At 68.6% G+C, this 17,050-nt stretch carries 15 protein-coding genes; 8 read left to right on the top strand and 7 right to left on the bottom strand.

Annotated features, from left to right (window positions below; translation table 11 throughout):
• Positions 1–6 precede the first annotated feature (6 nt).
• Positions 7–816: a hypothetical protein gene (locus NQK81_RS25240; protein ID WP_257483498.1), complete on the bottom strand. Its 810-nt coding sequence runs from the start codon at positions 814–816 to the stop codon at positions 7–9.
• A gap of 118 nt (positions 817–934) precedes the next feature.
• Between NQK81_RS25240 and NQK81_RS25235 the strand changes: the two genes are divergently transcribed.
• The 3 genes from NQK81_RS25235 (at position 935) to NQK81_RS25225 (ending at position 2,832) form a co-directional block, all read left to right on the top strand.
• Complete coding sequence (locus NQK81_RS25235; protein ID WP_257483497.1) at positions 935–1,714, top strand: deoxyribonuclease IV; 780 nt, start codon at positions 935–937, stop codon at positions 1,712–1,714.
• A 219-nt stretch (positions 1,715–1,933) separates the two neighbouring features.
• On the top strand, positions 1,934–2,452 hold the full coding sequence (locus tag NQK81_RS25230; RefSeq protein ID WP_257483496.1) for a hypothetical protein: 519 nt from the start codon (positions 1,934–1,936) through the stop codon (positions 2,450–2,452).
• 44 nt (positions 2,453–2,496) lie between these two features.
• Positions 2,497–2,832 carry a hypothetical protein gene (locus NQK81_RS25225; protein ID WP_126734693.1) on the top strand — a complete coding sequence of 112 codons (336 nt, stop codon included), beginning with the start codon at positions 2,497–2,499 and terminating at the stop codon, positions 2,830–2,832.
• Here NQK81_RS25225 and NQK81_RS25220 read toward each other — a convergent pair.
• Positions 2,789–4,336 carry a glycosyltransferase family 87 protein gene (locus tag NQK81_RS25220; RefSeq protein ID WP_257483495.1) on the bottom strand — a complete coding sequence of 516 codons (1,548 nt, stop codon included), beginning with the start codon at positions 4,334–4,336 and terminating at the stop codon, positions 2,789–2,791. The genes NQK81_RS25225 and NQK81_RS25220 overlap by 44 nt on opposite strands.
• A 17-nt stretch (positions 4,337–4,353) precedes the next feature.
• Positions 4,354–5,442 (bottom strand): ROK family transcriptional regulator, encoded by a 1,089-nt coding sequence (locus tag NQK81_RS25215; protein WP_257483494.1) that lies wholly within the window; start codon positions 5,440–5,442, stop codon positions 4,354–4,356.
• 55 nt (positions 5,443–5,497) lie between these two features.
• Between NQK81_RS25215 and NQK81_RS25210 the strand changes: the two genes are divergently transcribed.
• Positions 5,498–6,547, top strand: a complete 1,050-nt coding sequence (locus NQK81_RS25210) for a Gfo/Idh/MocA family oxidoreductase (RefSeq protein ID WP_257483493.1) — start codon at positions 5,498–5,500, stop codon at positions 6,545–6,547.
• Here NQK81_RS25210 and NQK81_RS25205 read toward each other — a convergent pair whose 3' ends face one another.
• The 3 genes from NQK81_RS25205 to NQK81_RS25195 all read right to left on the bottom strand — a co-directional run bounded on the left by NQK81_RS25205 (position 6,548) and on the right by NQK81_RS25195 (position 12,492).
• Positions 6,548–9,061 (bottom strand): transglycosylase domain-containing protein, encoded by a 2,514-nt coding sequence (locus tag NQK81_RS25205; protein WP_257483492.1) that lies wholly within the window; start codon positions 9,059–9,061, stop codon positions 6,548–6,550.
• 160 nt (positions 9,062–9,221) lie between these two features.
• Positions 9,222–11,609 carry a transglycosylase domain-containing protein gene (locus NQK81_RS25200; protein ID WP_257489842.1) on the bottom strand — a complete coding sequence of 796 codons (2,388 nt, stop codon included), beginning with the start codon at positions 11,607–11,609 and terminating at the stop codon, positions 9,222–9,224.
• Positions 11,610–12,078: 469 nt separating this feature from the next.
• Positions 12,079–12,492, bottom strand: a complete 414-nt coding sequence (locus NQK81_RS25195; protein WP_126737440.1) for a DUF5318 domain-containing protein — start codon at positions 12,490–12,492, stop codon at positions 12,079–12,081.
• A gap of 247 nt (positions 12,493–12,739) precedes the next feature.
• On the opposite strand from NQK81_RS25195, the gene NQK81_RS25190 reads away from it, so the two are divergent.
• Together NQK81_RS25190 and NQK81_RS25185 are read left to right on the top strand one after the other, a co-directional pair.
• Positions 12,740–13,285, top strand: coding sequence for a PadR family transcriptional regulator (locus NQK81_RS25190; RefSeq protein ID WP_005168208.1), 546 nt, complete (start codon positions 12,740–12,742; stop codon positions 13,283–13,285).
• Between the two features lie 62 nt (positions 13,286–13,347).
• Positions 13,348–14,430, top strand: coding sequence for an inositol-3-phosphate synthase (locus NQK81_RS25185; protein ID WP_125679418.1), 1,083 nt, complete (start codon positions 13,348–13,350; stop codon positions 14,428–14,430).
• 186 nt (positions 14,431–14,616) lie between these two features.
• On the opposite strand, the gene NQK81_RS25180 is transcribed toward NQK81_RS25185, so the two are convergent.
• Positions 14,617–15,252: an HAD family hydrolase gene (locus NQK81_RS25180; protein ID WP_257483491.1), complete on the bottom strand. Its 636-nt coding sequence runs from the start codon at positions 15,250–15,252 to the stop codon at positions 14,617–14,619.
• 77 nt (positions 15,253–15,329) lie between these two features.
• On the opposite strand from NQK81_RS25180, the gene NQK81_RS25175 reads away from it, so the two are divergent.
• Both NQK81_RS25175 and NQK81_RS25170 read left to right on the top strand, forming a co-directional pair.
• Positions 15,330–15,788 (top strand): MarR family winged helix-turn-helix transcriptional regulator, encoded by a 459-nt coding sequence (locus NQK81_RS25175; RefSeq protein ID WP_126737438.1) that lies wholly within the window; start codon positions 15,330–15,332, stop codon positions 15,786–15,788.
• On the top strand, positions 15,778–16,995 hold the full coding sequence (locus NQK81_RS25170; protein ID WP_257483490.1) for an MFS transporter: 1,218 nt from the start codon (positions 15,778–15,780) through the stop codon (positions 16,993–16,995). The genes NQK81_RS25175 and NQK81_RS25170 overlap by 11 nt, the downstream gene beginning before the upstream one ends.
• Positions 16,996–17,050 lie beyond the last annotated feature (55 nt).

The following is a 17,050-nucleotide window of genomic DNA, read 5'->3' as shown; positions in this document are numbered from 1 at the left end:
TGAAGATCAGGCGGGCTTACCCCGCAGCCAAGCGCGGACCAGGGCCGCGGCGACGACGGCCAGCGCCAGCACCGCGAGCAGCAGCGGCAGCTTGGCGGGGGCGACCGGCGCCTGGATGGCCTGCGCGTTGCCCGCGTCCTTTTCGTCGACGGTCGGCGGCGGCACCTCACCCGGGATGATCTCGGTGATCACCGGCGCCTGGACGAAGCTGCCGGGGAGCAGTGCCGCGTTGCTGATCACGCCGGCGATCGAGTCGCCGCCGATGCCGGTGGAGGAACCCGGGCCGGTCTGCACCGGGAGTTGGCTGCCCGGGCCGCCGGGCTGACCCGGCCCCGGGCCCGGACCCGGCGTCGGGGGCTGCGGCGGGTTGGGGTCTTCCGGCGGTCGCGGGGACGGCGGGGTCACGACTGGCGGCACGTCCTTGGTGACGCCCTGCGTCAGATTCCCGAGCGCGTTCACCGTGCCCTGCGCGGGCTTGCAGACGCCCTGCGCGGCGAGGTCGCCGACCGCGTTGTCGGTGAGGCCGGTGGTCTTGACCAGATCGCCGACCGGCAGCGAAAGCAGCGGCTTCCGTCCTTCGGCGGTCTTGGCCTTCGAGTCCAGGCCGACCGTCAGCGCCTCGGGCGAATTGAGCGGGGCGCCCGCGTCGAGAACGAGTCCGTCGGCGGACTTCCCGTTCTGTAGCGTGGCGGCGCAGTCGCCAGAAAGGGTCGGATTCGGTTCCCCGGCGGCCGTCGCGGTCATCGGGAACGCGAGCCCGGCCGTGACCGAAAGCGCGAATCCCCAAGCCGTAATCCGCCCGGCAGTCTTCCCCATCGAGTTCGTCCTCCGCCCCTCAGGACCCACGCGGTTTAACGGAACGCGCTCACGCTACCCCACGAGCGTGACGACCTGGCCCGCACCGGGGAGAAATGCCCAAGGGTATTTTGCCAACATGAAAATCGGTGCCCATGTCCGCGACGACGATCCGCTGGCCGCGGTCGCCGAGCGCGAAGCCGAAGTCCTTCAGTTCTTCCTTTCCGACCCGCAGGGTTGGAAAGCCCCCAAACCCCACCCGCACGGTGAGGCGATCAAGGAATCGCCGGTCGAGGTGTTCATCCATTCGCCGTACCTGATCAACGTGGCGTCGATGAACAACCGCATCCGCATCCCGTCGCGGAAGAACGTCACCCAGCACGCGAACGGCGCCGCCGCGATCGGCGCGAAAGGGCTCGTCGTGCACGGCGGGCACGTCGGCGCGGGCGAGGACGTCGAAGAAGGTCTCGTCAACTGGCGCAAGCTTTTCGAGCGTGAACAGGAAAAGGGCGGTTTCGCCGTGCCGATCCTGATCGAGAACACCGCGGGCGGCGACAACGCGATGACCCGCGACCTCGACACGATCGCCCGGCTCTGGGACAAGGTCGGCGAATTCGGCGCGGGTTTCTGTTTCGACACCTGCCACGCGTACGCGGCGGGCTGGGACCTGACCGAGGCGGTCAAGAAGGTCAAGGCCATCACCGGCCGGATCGACCTGGTGCACCTCAACAACTCGCGCGACGAGTTCGGTTCCACCCGCGACCGGCACGCCAACGTCGTCGGCGGTGACGGCACGATCGATCCCGAGGTGCTCGTCGCGGTCGCGGCCGAGGCCGGCGCTCCGGTGGTCGTCGAGACCCCGGCCGACGGGCAGGCCGCGGACATCGCCTACGTCCGGGAACGCGTCGCCTCCGCCTGATGTCGCGTTGGTCGTGAGTGGCGATTCGGGTTCTAACCCGAATCGCCACTCACGACCACCCGGACCCACGCGTTGGCCGACGCCGGCAGCCTCAGTGCCCCCGCTCAACCCGGTGCTACTCGGGAGGGAGATCGTTCCCTCTCCGGCGGGAGGGCCGGGCGCGCCGATCGCGAAAGGCTCGACCTCGACCGGGAAACACCCGGTGCTGGAGGGGAAGCCATGAACATCAGGTCGAAGATCGCCGCGGTCGCCGTGCTCGCCGCCGCGGCGGGAACGCTGGGGGCGACGCAGGCGACGGCGGCTCCGTCGACGGGTTCGGCCGGCTCGGTCGTGCTCGGATCGGCGGGCGGACCGCTGACATTCCCCGGTTTCGAGGGCGACCCGGTCCGCTTCGATTTCGCCGCGTTCGGGGAACCCGGGAAGTCGTCGGGCCGGTTCCACGTGAATCATCTGACCAAGGACGGAAAACCGTTCGCCGATTTCGACGGCAAGATCGACTGCGTCTCGCGTGACGGCGACCTCGCCGTGTTGACCGGCGTGATCGAACGCGCCGACATCCCCGGCTTCCCGGTGAACCTGGTCGGCCGCCGCATCGGTTTCTCGGTGCGGGACGTGCCGCGCGGCCACGACCGGATCGGCTGGAGCTGGGCGTACGGCGGGTTCGAACAGGACGTGCTGCCCTGCACCGGGCCGATCCCGTTCTTCGAAACGAGCACGGGCGGTTATGTAGTGCGCTGAATCGGCTTGACCCTCACGCCACGGGAGGGTCCAACCTGTGCCGCATGAAGAATCGGACCGTGTACCGGGCGGAGGACGGCGAGCACGTCGGCTACGTCGTCCCCGCGCCGGAAACCCGTTGGCAGGCACTGACCGTTTTCGGCTACCCGCTCGGCGGGCCGGCCGCCTTCGACGACTCCGTCGCGTTGCTGGAGGCCGAAGGGCTGGCCATCCTCGCCGAGCGCTGGTCGGTCAAGCAGGGGGACGACTGGGTCAGCTGCCGTCTGGTCGAGACGTCGCCCGAAGCCGTCATCGTGAGTATCGACGACTTCGGGGCCGAGGACTTCGGCAAGCACGTCAGGCTGGAACGTCCTGGACCTGAGGTGCTGAGGCGCGTTTGACGGTGCGCGCGTCGGGGGCGCCGTCGAGGAAACCGCCGATCGGATCGTCGTCCCCGGCGGCGCGGACGAGGTCTCTGCGCGGCTGGAAGATCTCCCTGATCACCAGCGCGCAGAGGCCGACCACCGCGAGATCGCGGACGACGACGGTGCCGAGGAACCAGTCTTCGGGCAGGCCCTTGTTGTCGACGCCGAGGTAGTACATCATCCGCGGCGCCCAGACCAGCGCGTCGAGGATCATCCAGCCGAGCAGCAGCCGCCAGCGCGGGATCGCGAGCACCGCCAGCGGCACCAGCCACAGCGAATACTGCGGGCTCCACACCTTGTTGGTCAGCAGGAACGCGGCCACCACGAGGAAGGCCAGCTGGCCGAGCCGCGGACGGCGCGGCGCCTTCATCGCGACGTACCCGATGCCGGAGCAGGCGGCGAGGAACAGCACCGCGACGACGGCGTTGAGCACGACCGGTGTCTGGCCCGTCGCGAGTTTCCCGTCGAAACCGGCCCAGCCGGACAGGTGGGAGATCACGTTGTAGAGCGAGTCGGGATCCATCGGGCGCGCCGTGTTGAGCCGGAAGAACTCCCACCAGCCGGTCGGCGCGGCGAGCGCGAACGGGACGTTGACCACCACGAGCGTCGCCGCGGCGAGCCCGGTGGTGAGCGCCCACTGTTTGACCTTGCCCGCGCGCAGGCACAGGAAGAACAACGGGATGAGCAACAGCAGCGGATACAGCTTCGCCGCCGCGCCGAGGCCGAGCAGGAAACCCGCGACCTCCGGGCGGCGCCGGGCCCAGGCGAGCAGCGCGGTCGCGGTGAACGCGGTCGCGATGGCGTCGAAGTTGGTGAAGACGTGCACCATGGCCAGCGGTGAGATCGCGACCAGTGCGGCGTCCCACGGGCGGCGTTTCAGCGATCGGCCGGTCGCCCACACCGTGACGAGCCAGGCTAGCGCGAGCCAGAGCGCCGAGATGTTGAAGTACACGGCCACCGGGAGCGCACCGGGCAGCCAGCCCGATTCCGCGACCGAAAGCCACGCTTCGGTGATCTTCGCGTTGATCCACTGGAACAGCCCGGTCGCGACCGGGTACTCCATGTACCGCGTGGTCTCCTTCGCCGTTCCCGCGTCTTCGGTCCACGAAGTCACGTACGGGAAGGTGTCCGGATCGTTCAGGCGCTCGGAACTGTAGAGCGGGATGATGTCCGAGTAGCACATCGCGACGAACGGGCGGCCCGCCCGCCAGTCGAGCTGATGGGTCCCGGAGTCGTCGGTGTACTCCTGGATGCACGACGCCTTGCCGAACCACGAGAGCACCAGCGCGAGGCAGGCCAGCAGCAGCCCCACCCGCTGCGGGGACCAGAACCAATGCCGCCCCACGGCCGCGTGCTCGCCGAGCGGTCCGCCGATCGGGCGGGTGGCCGCGGCCACGAGCGGTTCGTTCCAGCTCGGGATGACCCGCTCGCCGGGGGTGAGGGAGAGCGGAGCCTCGGGCTGGGTCGTCTGGTCGGACACGTGGCGGATGTTAGCGCCTACCCGGGTGACTGCCCGGTGATGTCACCGCTCTCGTAGAACCCGGCCAGCACCTCCGCCGCCGCGCCGAACGCGACGACGTCGTCGCCCATCTCGTCGAGATCGACCTGGATCCGTTGCCAGTGCGGCAAAGGCAGCAGCTCCCGCAGCCGCGCCGCGACGGTGTCGCGGTAGACCTCGGGCTCCGCGCGGACCGAGCGCCCGGTCAGCACGACCCGTTCGAGGTCGAGGACCTGGACGAGGTCGGCGAGGCCGATCCCGAGCAGGCCCGCCGCCTCTTCCGTGGTCGCCGCCGCGTTGTGCAACACCTCGACGCAGCCGCGGCGGCCGCACGCGCAGCGCGGTCCGTCGAAGGCGAGCGTGGTGTGCCCGAATTCGCCCGCGTTGGTCCGCGGCCCGCGGTACAGCCTGCCGTCGATCAGCAGGCCGACGCCGATCCCGGTGCCGACGAGCACGACGGCGGTCGCGGCCTCGGCGCCCTCCGGCCAGTGCTGGGCGAAGGCGGCGGCATTGGTGTTCTTGTCGAGCCGCACGGGCAGCCCGGTGCGTTTCGCGAGCAGGTCGCGCAGGGGGACGTGGTGCCAGCCCGGCATGTTCGTGGCGTCCCGGACGACGCCTTCGCGGTGGTCGAGAGGGCCGACGGAGCCGACGCCGAGGCCGAGAACGCCTTCGCGTTCGACGCCGTCGAGTAGTGCTTCGGTCGCTTCACCGAGAACGGAAACGGCCTGGTCAGGGGTGAATCCCGGGGTAAGCGGGCCACCTCGTGACGCGATGATCTTCCCGGTCAGGTCGGTCATGAGCACGCGGAACGAGTCCCGGTCGAGCTGGGCGCCGAGCGCGTGCCGGGCGTTCGCGCGGACGCGCAGCAGGGTGCGCGGTTTGCCGACGCCGGACGCGGCCTGGCGTTCTTCGTCCAGCAGGCCCGCTTCGAGCAGTTCGGGGACGATCTTCGAGACGGCCTGCTGGGTGAGCCGGGTGCGTTCGGCGAGTTCGACGCGGCTGAGGCCGCCCGCGCGCAGGATATGCGTGAGCAGCAGTGTCCGATTGTGCTGGCGCAGGCCGCGCAGATTGACCCCGGTCTCCGGCATAGCGCGCATCCTGCCATGACTGGCTGATTACGCAACACTGTTGTTTAATGGGGTCATGGCTGACTTGCGAGTGGGGATCTTCGGATACGGCACCGGTGGACGCGTCTTCCATGCGCCGCTGGTCGACGCGACACCGGGGCTGACCCCGGCCGCCATCGTCACCTCGAATCCGGACCGGGTCGGGCAGGCGAGCGCCGACTATCCGGCCGCCGACGTGCTGCCCGACGCGGACGCGTTGTTCGCGAAGGCCGGCGAGCTGGACTTGGTCGTCGTCAGCACGCCGAACCGCACGCACGTTCCGCTCGCGCTTCGGGCGATCGAGGCAGGCTTGCCTGTCGTCGTCGACAAGCCCTTCGCGCCGACAGCGGCCGAAGCGGCGAAGGTCGTCGAAGCGGCGAAGGCCAAGGGGGTCGGACTGACGGTGTTCCAGAACCGCCGGTTCGACTCGGACTTCCTCACCGTCCGGAAGGTCCTCGAGTCCGGCCGTCTCGGCGACGTCTTCCGCTTCGAGTCACGCTACGACCGCTGGGTGCCGAAGCCGCGGGACAACTGGCGCGAGTTCGGCGACCCCGCCGAGGCGGGCGGCCTCCTCTACGACCTCGGCGCGCATATCGTCGACCAGGCGCTGCAGCTGTTCGGCCCGGTCTCCGAGGTCTACGCGGAGGTCGACAGGCGCCGCGCCGGGGTGTCCGTCGACGACGACGCCTTCGTCGCCCTCCAGCACACCAACGGGGTGCGCTCGCATCTGTGGGCGTCCGCGCTCGCGGGCACCCGGAACCCGCGCTTCCGCGTGCTCGGCGACAAGGCGACCTTCACGAAGTACGGCCTCGACGTCCAGGAGCCGCAGATCAAGGACGGACTGCGGCCCGGCGACCCCGGCTGGGGCGTCGAGCCGCCGTCGGACGCGGGCGTGCTCGGCGTGAACGACGACGTCGAAACCGTGCCCACCGAGGTCGGCCGGTACGAGGACTTCTACGCGCGGGTGCGCGACGCGCTGCTCGGCAAGGGCGGCTTCCCGGTCGATCCCGCCTCCGCCGTCGAGGCGCTCCGGGTCATCGAAGCCGCACACCTTTCGGGTGCCGAACGGCGCGTCGTCACCCTCTAGCTATTCGTTGTCGCCTCTGCCGCCGCCACGGCCGGGCCCGTTGCCGCCGCTTTCTTCTTCACCGCCGTTGTTCTCGCTCGACGAAGGCGGGTTCCGCGAACTGGAGGTCTCCTCTTCCTGGTTCCGCGAGGAAGAGGAACCGGTGGACGGGCCGGTCGACGGCGTGCCGGTCTCGGTCGAGCCTTCGTCCTCGTCCGGCGGGGTCTGCGTCGACGGGACGGTGTTGCTGTCGTCCCCGCCGATGATCTTGACCTTCTCGAAGCGCTCCCCCGGTTTCCCGTTCAGGTACAGGGAAAGGAACTTCTGCCAGATCGGCCCGGCGATCGTCGAACCGAAGATCGACTTGCCGTTCTTGCCCTTCAGCGCCTTGTCACCGTCGCCGCCGACCCAGACCGCGGCCGAGATCGACGGCGTGTAGCCGACCATCCAGGTCTGCGAGTTGGCGTCCTTCGCCGACGCGGGTTCGCCCGGACGGTAGGTGTGCTGCTGCGTTCCCGTCTTGCCCGCGCACTCGTGATTGTTGGGGCACTTGAGCTTCGAGAACGGGATGACACCCTTGAGCGACTCGGTGACGTTCCCGGCGATCTGCTTGCTCTTGTCCGCGTCGTCGGAGAACGCCGGCTTCGCCTCTTCCGGAGCCGAGTACGCGGCCTCATCCTGCGAGTTGGTCACCTTGACGATGAAGTGCTTGTCCCGCCGCTGGCCTTCGCCCGCGAAGGTCGCGTACGCGGCGGCCATGTCCTCCGGGCTGACGGCCGTCTTGCCACCGCCGAGCGCGATGTTGTTGTCGGCGTACAGCTCGGACACGCCCTCGGGGGCGGGTTTGATCCCGGCGTCCTTGGCGGCCTGTGCCACCGGCCCGGGCTTGGTCACGTTCACGACCATGTCGTAGAACACCGTGTTCGCGGAGCGCTGCATCGCTTCGGACACCGTGCACTGCGCCGAACACGAGCTACCGGGACCGGCGTTCCGGATCGTCTGCTTCCCGAACTGCCGGTTGTTGGAGCCGTCGAACGTCGAGTTGATGCCACCCTTGCCCAGCTGCATGTACGCGGTGAGGTCGAACGGCTTCATCGACGATCCGGGGTTCTGCGGGGTGTTCGCCCAGTCACGGCCCTTCTGGTCCTTGCCGTCGGGCCCCTTCACGATGGACGGGCCACCGTAGTACGCCTTCACGCCGCCGGTCTTCGGGTCGATGGCGACGAGCGCGTTGAGCAGGTTCTCGTCGGTCTGGCCCTTCATCCCGTCGGCCACCGCCTGCTCGGCCGCGGCCTGCGCCTTCGGGTCGATGGTCGTATAGACCTTGTAGCCGCCCCGGTAGTAGACGTCGGCGGTGATGCCGTTCGCCGCGAGCTCGTCCATGACCTTGTCGCGGATGAACGGGTTGACCACCCCGGCCTGCTGCTTGTCCTCCTGCGGGATCGGCGTCGGGAACTGCAGGTTCGCGCGATCCGCGGCGGAGAGGAAACCGTTCTGCACCATCCGGTTCAGCGCGACGTTCCAGCGATCGTTCGCGACCTTCGGGTTCTCCGAGCGGCCCGGCTGCTGGATGAGGCCCGCGAGGAGCGCCGCCTCCGAAGCGTTCAGGTCACCGGCGGGCTTGCCGAAGAACGCCTGCGCGGCCGACTCGATCCCGTACGCGCCACGCCCGAAGTAGATGATGTTCAGGTACGCCGAGATGATGTCCTTCTTCTCGTACGTCTGGTTCATCTTGAAGGACTTGGCGAGCTCGGTCCATTTACGGGCGAGCGACGATTCGTCGTCCCCGCTGGCGACCTTGATGTACTGCTGGGAGATGGTCGAGCCACCGCCCTTGCCCGCGGTCACCTGGTTGTAGACCGCGCGCAGGATGCCGCCGATGTCGAAGCCGGAGTTCGTCTCGAAGGAGGCGTCCTCGGTGGCGATCACGGCCTTCTTGACGATGTCCGGGATCTGCTCCGGCGTCAGGATCTGCCGGTTGCCGCCCTTGGGGACGTCCTTGCCCATCTCGGTGTTGTCGGCGTAGTAGTACGTCACCGCCTGGCCCTGGGTGGCCGCGACGGACTGCGGCGACGGCACGTCGACGGCGAAGTAGGTGATCACGAACGCGATCGCCGGGATGACGACGAAGAGGCAGAACAGCGCGAGCAGCACTCGCCGGATCCGTCTCCACCGGCGCTTCTTGCGCTGCGCGGGGGTGAGGACCGGCTTCCCGTTCTCGTCGGTCTCCGGGCCGTACGGCTCATCGTCGTACGGCTCGTCGTAGCCGCGGTCGGTGGTGCCGTTGTGCTCGTGATGCGTGATGAGGTCCGGCTCGTGCTGCGGCGCGACCGGTGGCCGCTGCGGGCGGCGCGGGGGCGGCTGCTGCTGGGAGGGCCCCTGGCGTTGCCACGGCGCCTGTCCCGGGGGACCCTGCCGCTGCCCGTGTCCAGGGGGCGGCCCGGCGGGGCGGCGGGGCGGTCCGGCCGGGCGTTGCGGACGACGTGCGGGGTCAGGGTCCTGACCTGGCCATCCGCCGTGGGGATCGTCGTTCACTGGGACGTCCTCCGAACCTTCCGTGGTGAGCGCGGTCCTGCGGTCGCAGGTCTCCTTCTAGTTAAGACGTATCGGATCGGTTCAGGTTCACCGATGCCACGAAAAAAGGTGTGCCGGGCACTCGCCCGGCACACCCTTCGTCAGGTGCTCAGCCCGATCGTCACGGATCTTCGGCGTTCGGGAACAACGGATCCGTGGTCCCGGGCCCCGGCCTCGTCGGCTTCGTGGGTTTGGTCGGCTTCGTCGGCCAGCCACCCGTTTCGGTCGTCTCGGTCGGCGTCGTGGGTGTCGTCGGCGTCGGGGTGGTCGACGGCGTCTCGGGCGGCGTCGACGTCTCCGGCGGCTTCTGGGCGGTCGTCGTCGGCACGGAACGCGCGTCCTTGCCGATCGGCTTGACGCTGTCGAACTTCTCCGACGGCTTGCCGGTCATGTACCGGGACATGAAGTCTTCCCAGATCGGACCGGCGATGGTCCGGCCGTAGATCGGCTTGTTGTTCTTGTCGTGCAGCGGCTTGTTGCCGTCGCCGCCGACCCACACCGACGTCGAGATGCTCGGCGTGTAGCCCACCATCCAGGTCTGCGCGTTGCGGTCGCGATAGCTCGGCGGGTCGCTGTCCTTGAAGTCGTACTGCTGCGTCCCGGTCTTGCCCGCGCACTCGTGGTTCTTCGGGCACTTGAGCTTCGAGTACGGGATGACCTCTTCGAGCGCGTCGGTGACGTTGCCCGCGATCTGCTTGCTCTTGTCGGCGTCGTCGCTGAAGGCCGGGGTTCCCTTGGGAGCCGTCTCGTCGAACTCGACCTCGTCCTGGGAGTTGGTCAGCTTGGCGACGAAGTGCTGCTTCTGCCGGACGCCTTCGCCGGCGAAGGTGGCGAAACCGGCCGCCATGTCCTCCGCGGTGGTGACCGTGCCACCACCGCCGAGCGCGATGTTGATGTCGGGGCTCAGCTTCGCCTTACCGCCTTCGGCCTCCACCATCACGCCGGCTTCCTTCGCGGCCTTCGCCACCGGGTCGACCTTCGTCTCGTTGCGGACCATGTCGTAGAACACGGTGTTCGCGGAGACCTTCATCGCCTCGGCGACCGTGCACTGCGTGCCGCAGTTGGAGCTCTCGCCCGCGTTCCGGATCGTGCGGCCGTCGAACTTCCGGTTGTTGGAGCCGTCGAAGGTCTCGCCGAGACCGCGGCCCATCTTCAGGAACGCGGTCAGGTCGAAGGCCTTGAACGCCGAACCGGGGTTGTGCGGCACGTTCGCCCAGTCGATGGCCTGGACGTCCTGGCCCTGCGCGTTCTTGGTCCAGTCCGGGCCGCCCCAGTAGGCGACGACGCCGCCGGTCTTGGGGTCGATCGCGACCAGCGCGTTCAGGATGTTCTCGTCCGTCTGGCCCTTCATCCCCTCGGCGACGGATTCCTCGGCCATCTTCTGCGCCTTGGGATCGATCGTCGTGGTGATCTTGTAGCCGCCCTGGTGGAGCCGGTCCTGGTCGTAACCGCGGGCTTCGAGCTCGTCGATCACGCGGTTGCGGATGTGCAGGCTCAGCGTCCCGGCGTCGTCGGCCTTCGCCTGCGCCTTCGGGATCGGCTTCGGGAACTGCGCGGCGGCGCGCTCACCCGGGTCGAGCCACTTGTTCGACACCATCTGGTCCATCACGAAGTTCCAGCGTCGCTGCGCGTACGGCTCGTTCTCGGACCGGCTCGGACCCTGGATCAACCCGGCGAGCAGCGCGGCCTCGGACGCGCCGAGCTCCTTGGCCGGCTTCTTGAAGTAGGCCTGCGCGGCCGCTTCGATGCCGTTGGCGCCGCGGCCGAAGTAGATGGTGTTGAGGTAGGCGGTGATGATCTCCTCTTTGGACATCTGGTTGTTCATCTTGAAGGATTTGGCCAGCTCGGTCCATTTACGGGTGAGCGTCGGCGCCTCGTTGGCCGTCGCCTTCTTGATGTACTGCTGGGAGATCGTCGAGCCGCCGCCCTGGCCGCCGGTGACGTTGTTGTAGACCGCGCGCAGGATGCCGCCGACGTCGAAACCGGAGTTGGTCTCGAACGACGAGTCTTCCGCCGCGTACACGGCCTTCTTGACCACTTCGGGGACTTCCCCGGGCTTGAGCAGGTACCGGCTTCCGCCGCTGGCGGGCGCGATCTTGCCCATCGGGCTGCCGTCGGCGTACATCAGCGTGATCGGCTGGCTCTGCAGGCTCGCGACGCTTTCCTGCGACGGGACGTCCACCAGGAAGTAGGTGATGACGAACGCGATCGCGGGCACCACGACGAACAGGCCGAACATCGCGTAGAGGACCCGGCGGACGATCCGCCAGCGCCGCTTCTTGCGCTGCTTCGGCGTGAGGACCTTCTTCTTGCCGTCCTCGTCGTCTTCGGCGGGCTCGTCTTCGTACGGATCCTCGCCCTCCGCGCCGAACGCGGCGCTCGGGTGACGATCGTCATAGCGGTCGTCGTACGGGTCGTAGCCGTACGGGTCTTCGGTGCCGTTGTGCGCGTGGTGCGTGATGAGTTCCGGCTCGCGCTCGTACGGTTCCGGCTCGACCGGCCGGACCATCGCGGTCGCCTGGTCGGCCGGGGCGGGAGGACGGCGGTCGCCGGGCGGAGGCGGCGGCGGACGGTGCCCGGCGGGACGGCCACCGGGCGGCGGCGGGGGACCCTGCCTGCGCGGGGGCATGCCGTTGGGGCGGCGCGGCGGCGCGGGACGGCGCGGTTCGTTGTCGGAGGGCCACTCGGGGCCACCGGCGTCGCCGGCAGGCCACTGCGGGTCGGAAGCGCGGGGGCCGGCGGGACGCGGGTTCGCCGAGCGGGGGATGCCGTTCGGGGGAGTCCGGCGCTGGGGGCGGCGCGGCGGTTCTTCGCTCGGCCAGCCGGGTTCGTCGTCTTCGCCAGGCCATTGGGCACGGCGAGGTGCATCAGGCTCCTGGCCAGGCCAGGAGCGATTGCGGTCGTCGTTCACGAATGGGCCTCCCAGACCGGCGCTTCGGGGCACGCCGCTCTGTGCTCAACTGCGTTTTCGATACCTGTCACTGACCCGCTGTCCTCTGCGACCGGGTCCGTGGCCGGGTGGTTCCCGGATCTCCTGTTCCGAGGACGTAGGACCGCACCAGGTGGTTCCAGTGGCAGCTCCGGCAGACCTCGACCTCGTAGACGGTGAACTCCGCGAAATGCCCGTCCATCCGTACCAGTTCTTCCGGCGTCTTGGCCGATCCGGCGGCGTGCTTGAGCTCGTCGCCGTACACCCACGACACCAGGGTCAGTTCCTCCCGATGGCAGACCGGGCAGTCCAGATCGCCTGGTCGGCCGTGGAATTTCGCGGCACGGAGGAGGTACGGGCCCGCGTCGCAGACGTCGTATGTGCCGACCCGTCCGGAGTGGACGCCCTTGAGCAGCGCGCGCCGCTGTAAGGCGTAGTCCACGACCTGCCGCTGGTTTCGCACGCCAACAGAGTACGGGCTCTTCCTGTGTGGTCCACGTCCCGTTGGCGGCGGGACGGTGCGTATGCGGTCGGACACGCCGACGATTCGATAACTCTCCGGTGAATTTCGCCCGGTTTCCGGGTACTCGATCGGGGTTAGCTACACCACTTCGATGTATCGGCGCGATATAGTGGGCCGGTAGGTTGACCGAGCCGGTCACGGTGGCCAACGCGACCGGTCGCGGTTTGTTCCCGGAAGGGGGTGCGGTGTGCTCGAGCTCGCGATCTTGGGCCTGCTGCACGAGACCCCTATGCACGGCTACGTGCTGCGCAAACGTTTGCATGAGACGCTCGGGATGTTCCGGACGTTCTCGTACGGCTCGCTGTACCCGACCCTGCGTCGGCTGCTTCGCGCCGGTTACCTCGTCGAGGAGCTCGAAGAGGTGGAAGACCGGGCGTGGGCGCGCCGGGGCAAGCGGGTGTACAAGCTCACCGCCGAGGGCAAGGAACGGTTCGCCGAACTGCTCGGCGACGCCGGGCCGCAGACGTGGGACGACGAAGGCTTCGGCGTCCACCTGGCGTTCTTTTCGAGGACACCGGCCGACGTCAGGATGCGAATCCTGGAAGGCCGCCGTCGTCGGGTCGAGGAACGCCGTGAAGGACTTCGGACGGCAATGGCGCGGGCCGAGGAGAAGATCGACCGCTACACCCGTGAGCTGCACCGGCTCGGGCTGGAGTCCAGTGAGCGGGAGGTGCGCTGGCTCAACGAGCTGATCGCGCACGAACAGGCCGAGCAGCGCGGGCCGGAGACCTGAGGCGCTCTCCGAGCGCGCTGCGCATTACCTACAACTGTTGGACTAATGAAGGAGAAACCGGCATGGGCGAGAACCGCCGCGTTCGGGTGGCCATCGTGGGCGTCGGCAACTGTGCGGCCTCGCTGGTCCAGGGCGTTCAGTACTACCGCGACGCAGATGCCGGCACTCGCGTGCCCGGTTTGATGCACGTCGTGTTCGGCGAGTACCACGTCCGCGACATCGAGTTCGTCGCCGCGTTCGACGTGGACGCCAAGAAGGTCAGCCGCGACCTGTCCGAGGCGATCTTCGCCTCGGAGAACAACACGATCAAGATCGCCGACGTGCCGCCGCTGGGTGTCACCGTGCAGCGCGGGCACACCTACGACGGGCTCGGCCGCTTCTACCGCGAGACCATCGAGGAGTCCGACGAGGCCCCGGTCGACGTCGTCGCCGCGCTGCGCGAGGCCGAGGTCGACGTGCTCGTCTCCTACCTGCCGGTGGGCTCCGAAGAGGCCGACAAGTTCTACGCGCAGGCCTGCATCGACGCCGGTGTGGCGTTCGTCAACGCGCTGCCGGTGTTCATCGCCTCCGACCCCGAGTGGGCGGAGAAGTTCCGCGCGGCGGGCGTCCCGATCGTCGGTGACGACATCAAGTCCCAGGTCGGCGCCACCATCACGCACCGCGTGCTGGCGAAGCTGTTCGAGGACCGCGGCGTCCAGCTCGACCGGACGATGCAGCTCAACGTGGGCGGGAACATGGACTTCCTGAACATGAAGGAGCTGGAGCGGCTCGAGTCGAAGAAGATCTCGAAGACCCAGTCGGTCACTTCGCAGGTCGACCGCGAGCTCGGCAAGGGCAACGTCCACATCGGGCCGTCCGACTACGTGCAGTGGCTCGACGACCGCAAGTGGGCCTACGTCCGGCTCGAAGGCCGCGCCTTCGGCGACGTGCCGCTGAACCTGGAGTACAAGCTCGAGGTGTGGGACTCGCCGAACTCGGCGGGCATCATCATCGACGCCGTGCGCGCCGCGAAGATCGCGAAGGACCGCGGCATCGGCGGCCCGATCCTGTCGGCTTCCTCGTACTTCATGAAGTCGCCGCCGGAGCAGTACGACGACGCCACCGCGCGCGACGAGGTCGAGAAGTTCATCGCCGGCGAGGCGTGACCCTCCCCTGACGCGGGCTGAAAGGTCCTTTCCTTGCGAAATTCGCAAGGAAAGGACCTTTCATGGCATCCGGGCGCCCGCGAGAGGCTGAACCTGGTCCGGTCCCGAGCGGGAGCGTTGCGAAAGCCACTTTCGCAACGTTGAAGGTTGCGAAAGTGGCTTTCGCAACACCCCGTCGGCCCGGAATCAGCCCTCCAGCAGCGCCGCCGGCAGATCCGTGATCACCGGCACCACCGTCGTCTCCGCCAGCACCGCCGGATCCGGCGGGAAATGCGGATTCGGCACCGCGTACACCGTCATCCCCGCGGCCAGCGCCGCGCGCAGCCCGTTGGTGGTGTCCTCCACGGCCGCGCAGTTCTTCGGCTCCGCGCCCAGCAGCTCCGCCGCCTTCAGGTACACATCGGGCGCCGGCTTTCCGGCGCCGACCTGCTCCGACGAAAGCGCCGTCGGCACCGGCAGCCGCGTGATGTCGAGGAACGCCTTGATCAGCAGCGGCGGCGACGAGCTCGCGATCGCCACCGGCCAGTGCTTCGCGACCTCGCGCACGACCCCCGGCGCGCCCGGGATGATCGGCGGTTTCTCCGCGTACCGCCGCGCCATCCGGTCGATCACCACCTGCGCGACGTCCTCGGGCCGCAGCTGGACGCCGAGGTCGTGCGCCAGGTAGGCGGCCCATTCCGGGGTGCTCATCCCCTGCATCGCCCTGGTCGATTCCTCCCGCCAGGTGCCGTGGAACTCGTGGACGACCGCCCGGCGGACCTCGTCCCACATCTTTTCCGAATCCACCAGGACACCGTCGAGATCGAAGATCACCGCTTCCACACCCCCAACCCTAGGCGCTGGAAACCTGTGCGGCAGATTACTTAGCCATGCTCAGTAATTTTAGTTAGCATGGCTAAGTGACCACGAAAGTCGCCGACCTCGCCCACCGGCTCCGCCCGCTGGTGTTCCGGCTGTACTACCTCGTCCGCCGGGAGACGCCGCAGGTGCAGCTCACCCTCACGCAGGGTTCGGTGCTGTCGGAGCTGCTCAACGGTGGTCCGCGCCGGATGAGCACGCTCGCCGACCTGGAACGGGTCCGGATGCCGACGATGACCGACGTCGTCCGCCGTCTCGAACGGCTGGGCCTGGTCAGCCGCCGCCGCGATCCCGCCGACGGCCGGGCGGTGCTCGTCGAAGTCACCGAGGTGGGGCAGCGCTTCCATCGCCGGCTGATCGTCGCGCGGGAGGAGTTCCTCCGCGAACGCCTCCTCGAACTCGACGAGACCGACCGCATCGCGATCGAAGCCGCGCTCCCCGCCTTCACCCGATTGCTGCACGAAGACAAGAAGGAGGAACTGATCCGCGATGAGCGCTGAGCACCACTCGAGCCTGTTGGACGCCGTCAAGGGGCAGCCCAAACAGGTATGGATCACCGCGTTCGCCGCGGTCATCGCGTTCATGGGCATCGGGCTCGTCGACCCGATCCTGTTGTCGATCGCGGAAGGCCTGAAAGCGACGCCGTCGGAAGTGACCCTGCTGTTCTCCAGCTACCTCGGCGTCCAGGCGGTCGCCATGCTGGTGACCGGCGCGATGAGTGCCCGGTTCGGGGCCAAGCGGACCGTGGTCGTCGGGCTGACGCTGGTCGTCGTCGCCACCGCGCTGTGCGCCGCGTCCGGGTCGATCGAGCAGCTCATCGGGTTGCGTGCGGTCTGGGGGCTCGGCAACGCCTTCTTCATCGCGACCGCGCTTTCGGTCATCGTCGGCGCCGCGACCGGCGGCCAGGCCGGCGCGATCCTGCTGTACGAGGCCGCGCTCGGCGTCGGCCTGGCGGTCGGCCCGCTGCTGGGCGCCCTGCTCGGCAGCATCTCGTGGCGCGGCCCGTTCTTCGGCACTTCGCTGCTGATGCTGTGCGGTCTCGTGCTCTGCTCGATCTTCCTGACCGGCGACGCGAAGGAGAAGCGGCCGAAGATCCGCCTGCTCGACCCGTTCCGCGCGCTCAAGCACGGTGGATTGCTGCGTACGTCGATCGGGTCCGCCCTCTACACCGCCGCGTTCTTCGTCGTGCTGGCGTGGTCGCCGTTCGTGCTGGAGTGGAGCGCCGTCGCCGTCGGCCTCATCTTCTGCGGCTGGGGCCTTTCGGTCGCCGTCGCGGGCGTGGTGCTGGCGCCGAAGCTGGCTGCGAAGCTCGGCGAGCGGCACGCGACCGTGGTCGCCGTCTTCGGCTACGCCGTATTGCTGCTGGTCATGGCGATCCCGAGCAAGCCCGTCCTGGTGGTCGGCATCATCCTGTCCGGTCTGGTGTCCGGCCTGCTCAACACGCTCTTCACCGGTACGGCGATGTCGATCAGCGGCGCTCCGCGTCCGGTCGCGAGCGCCGGGTACAACTTCTGCCGCTGGCTCGGCGGTGCGGTCGCCGCGACCGTCGTCGGTCACCTGGCCGAGTGGTTCGGCGCCAAGCAGGCGCCGTTCGTGATCGCCGCGATCCTGTGCGTGCTGGCCGGTGCCCTGCTGACGATCCGCGAGAAGTCCGCCGATCCGCACACGATTCCGGCCGAGGCCGTCCTCGTGGGCGAGGAGATGTAAAGCGGAACAAAGGGTGAACACCGGACCAACGAGGGGTTTCCTCTCGTCGGTCCGG

The organism is Amycolatopsis roodepoortensis (assembly GCF_024628825.1).
GTDB lineage: Bacteria > Actinomycetota > Actinomycetes > Mycobacteriales > Pseudonocardiaceae > Amycolatopsis > Amycolatopsis roodepoortensis.
The sequence above is the reverse complement of the archived record's forward strand: the minus strand, read 5'-3'. Positions and strand labels throughout refer to the sequence as shown.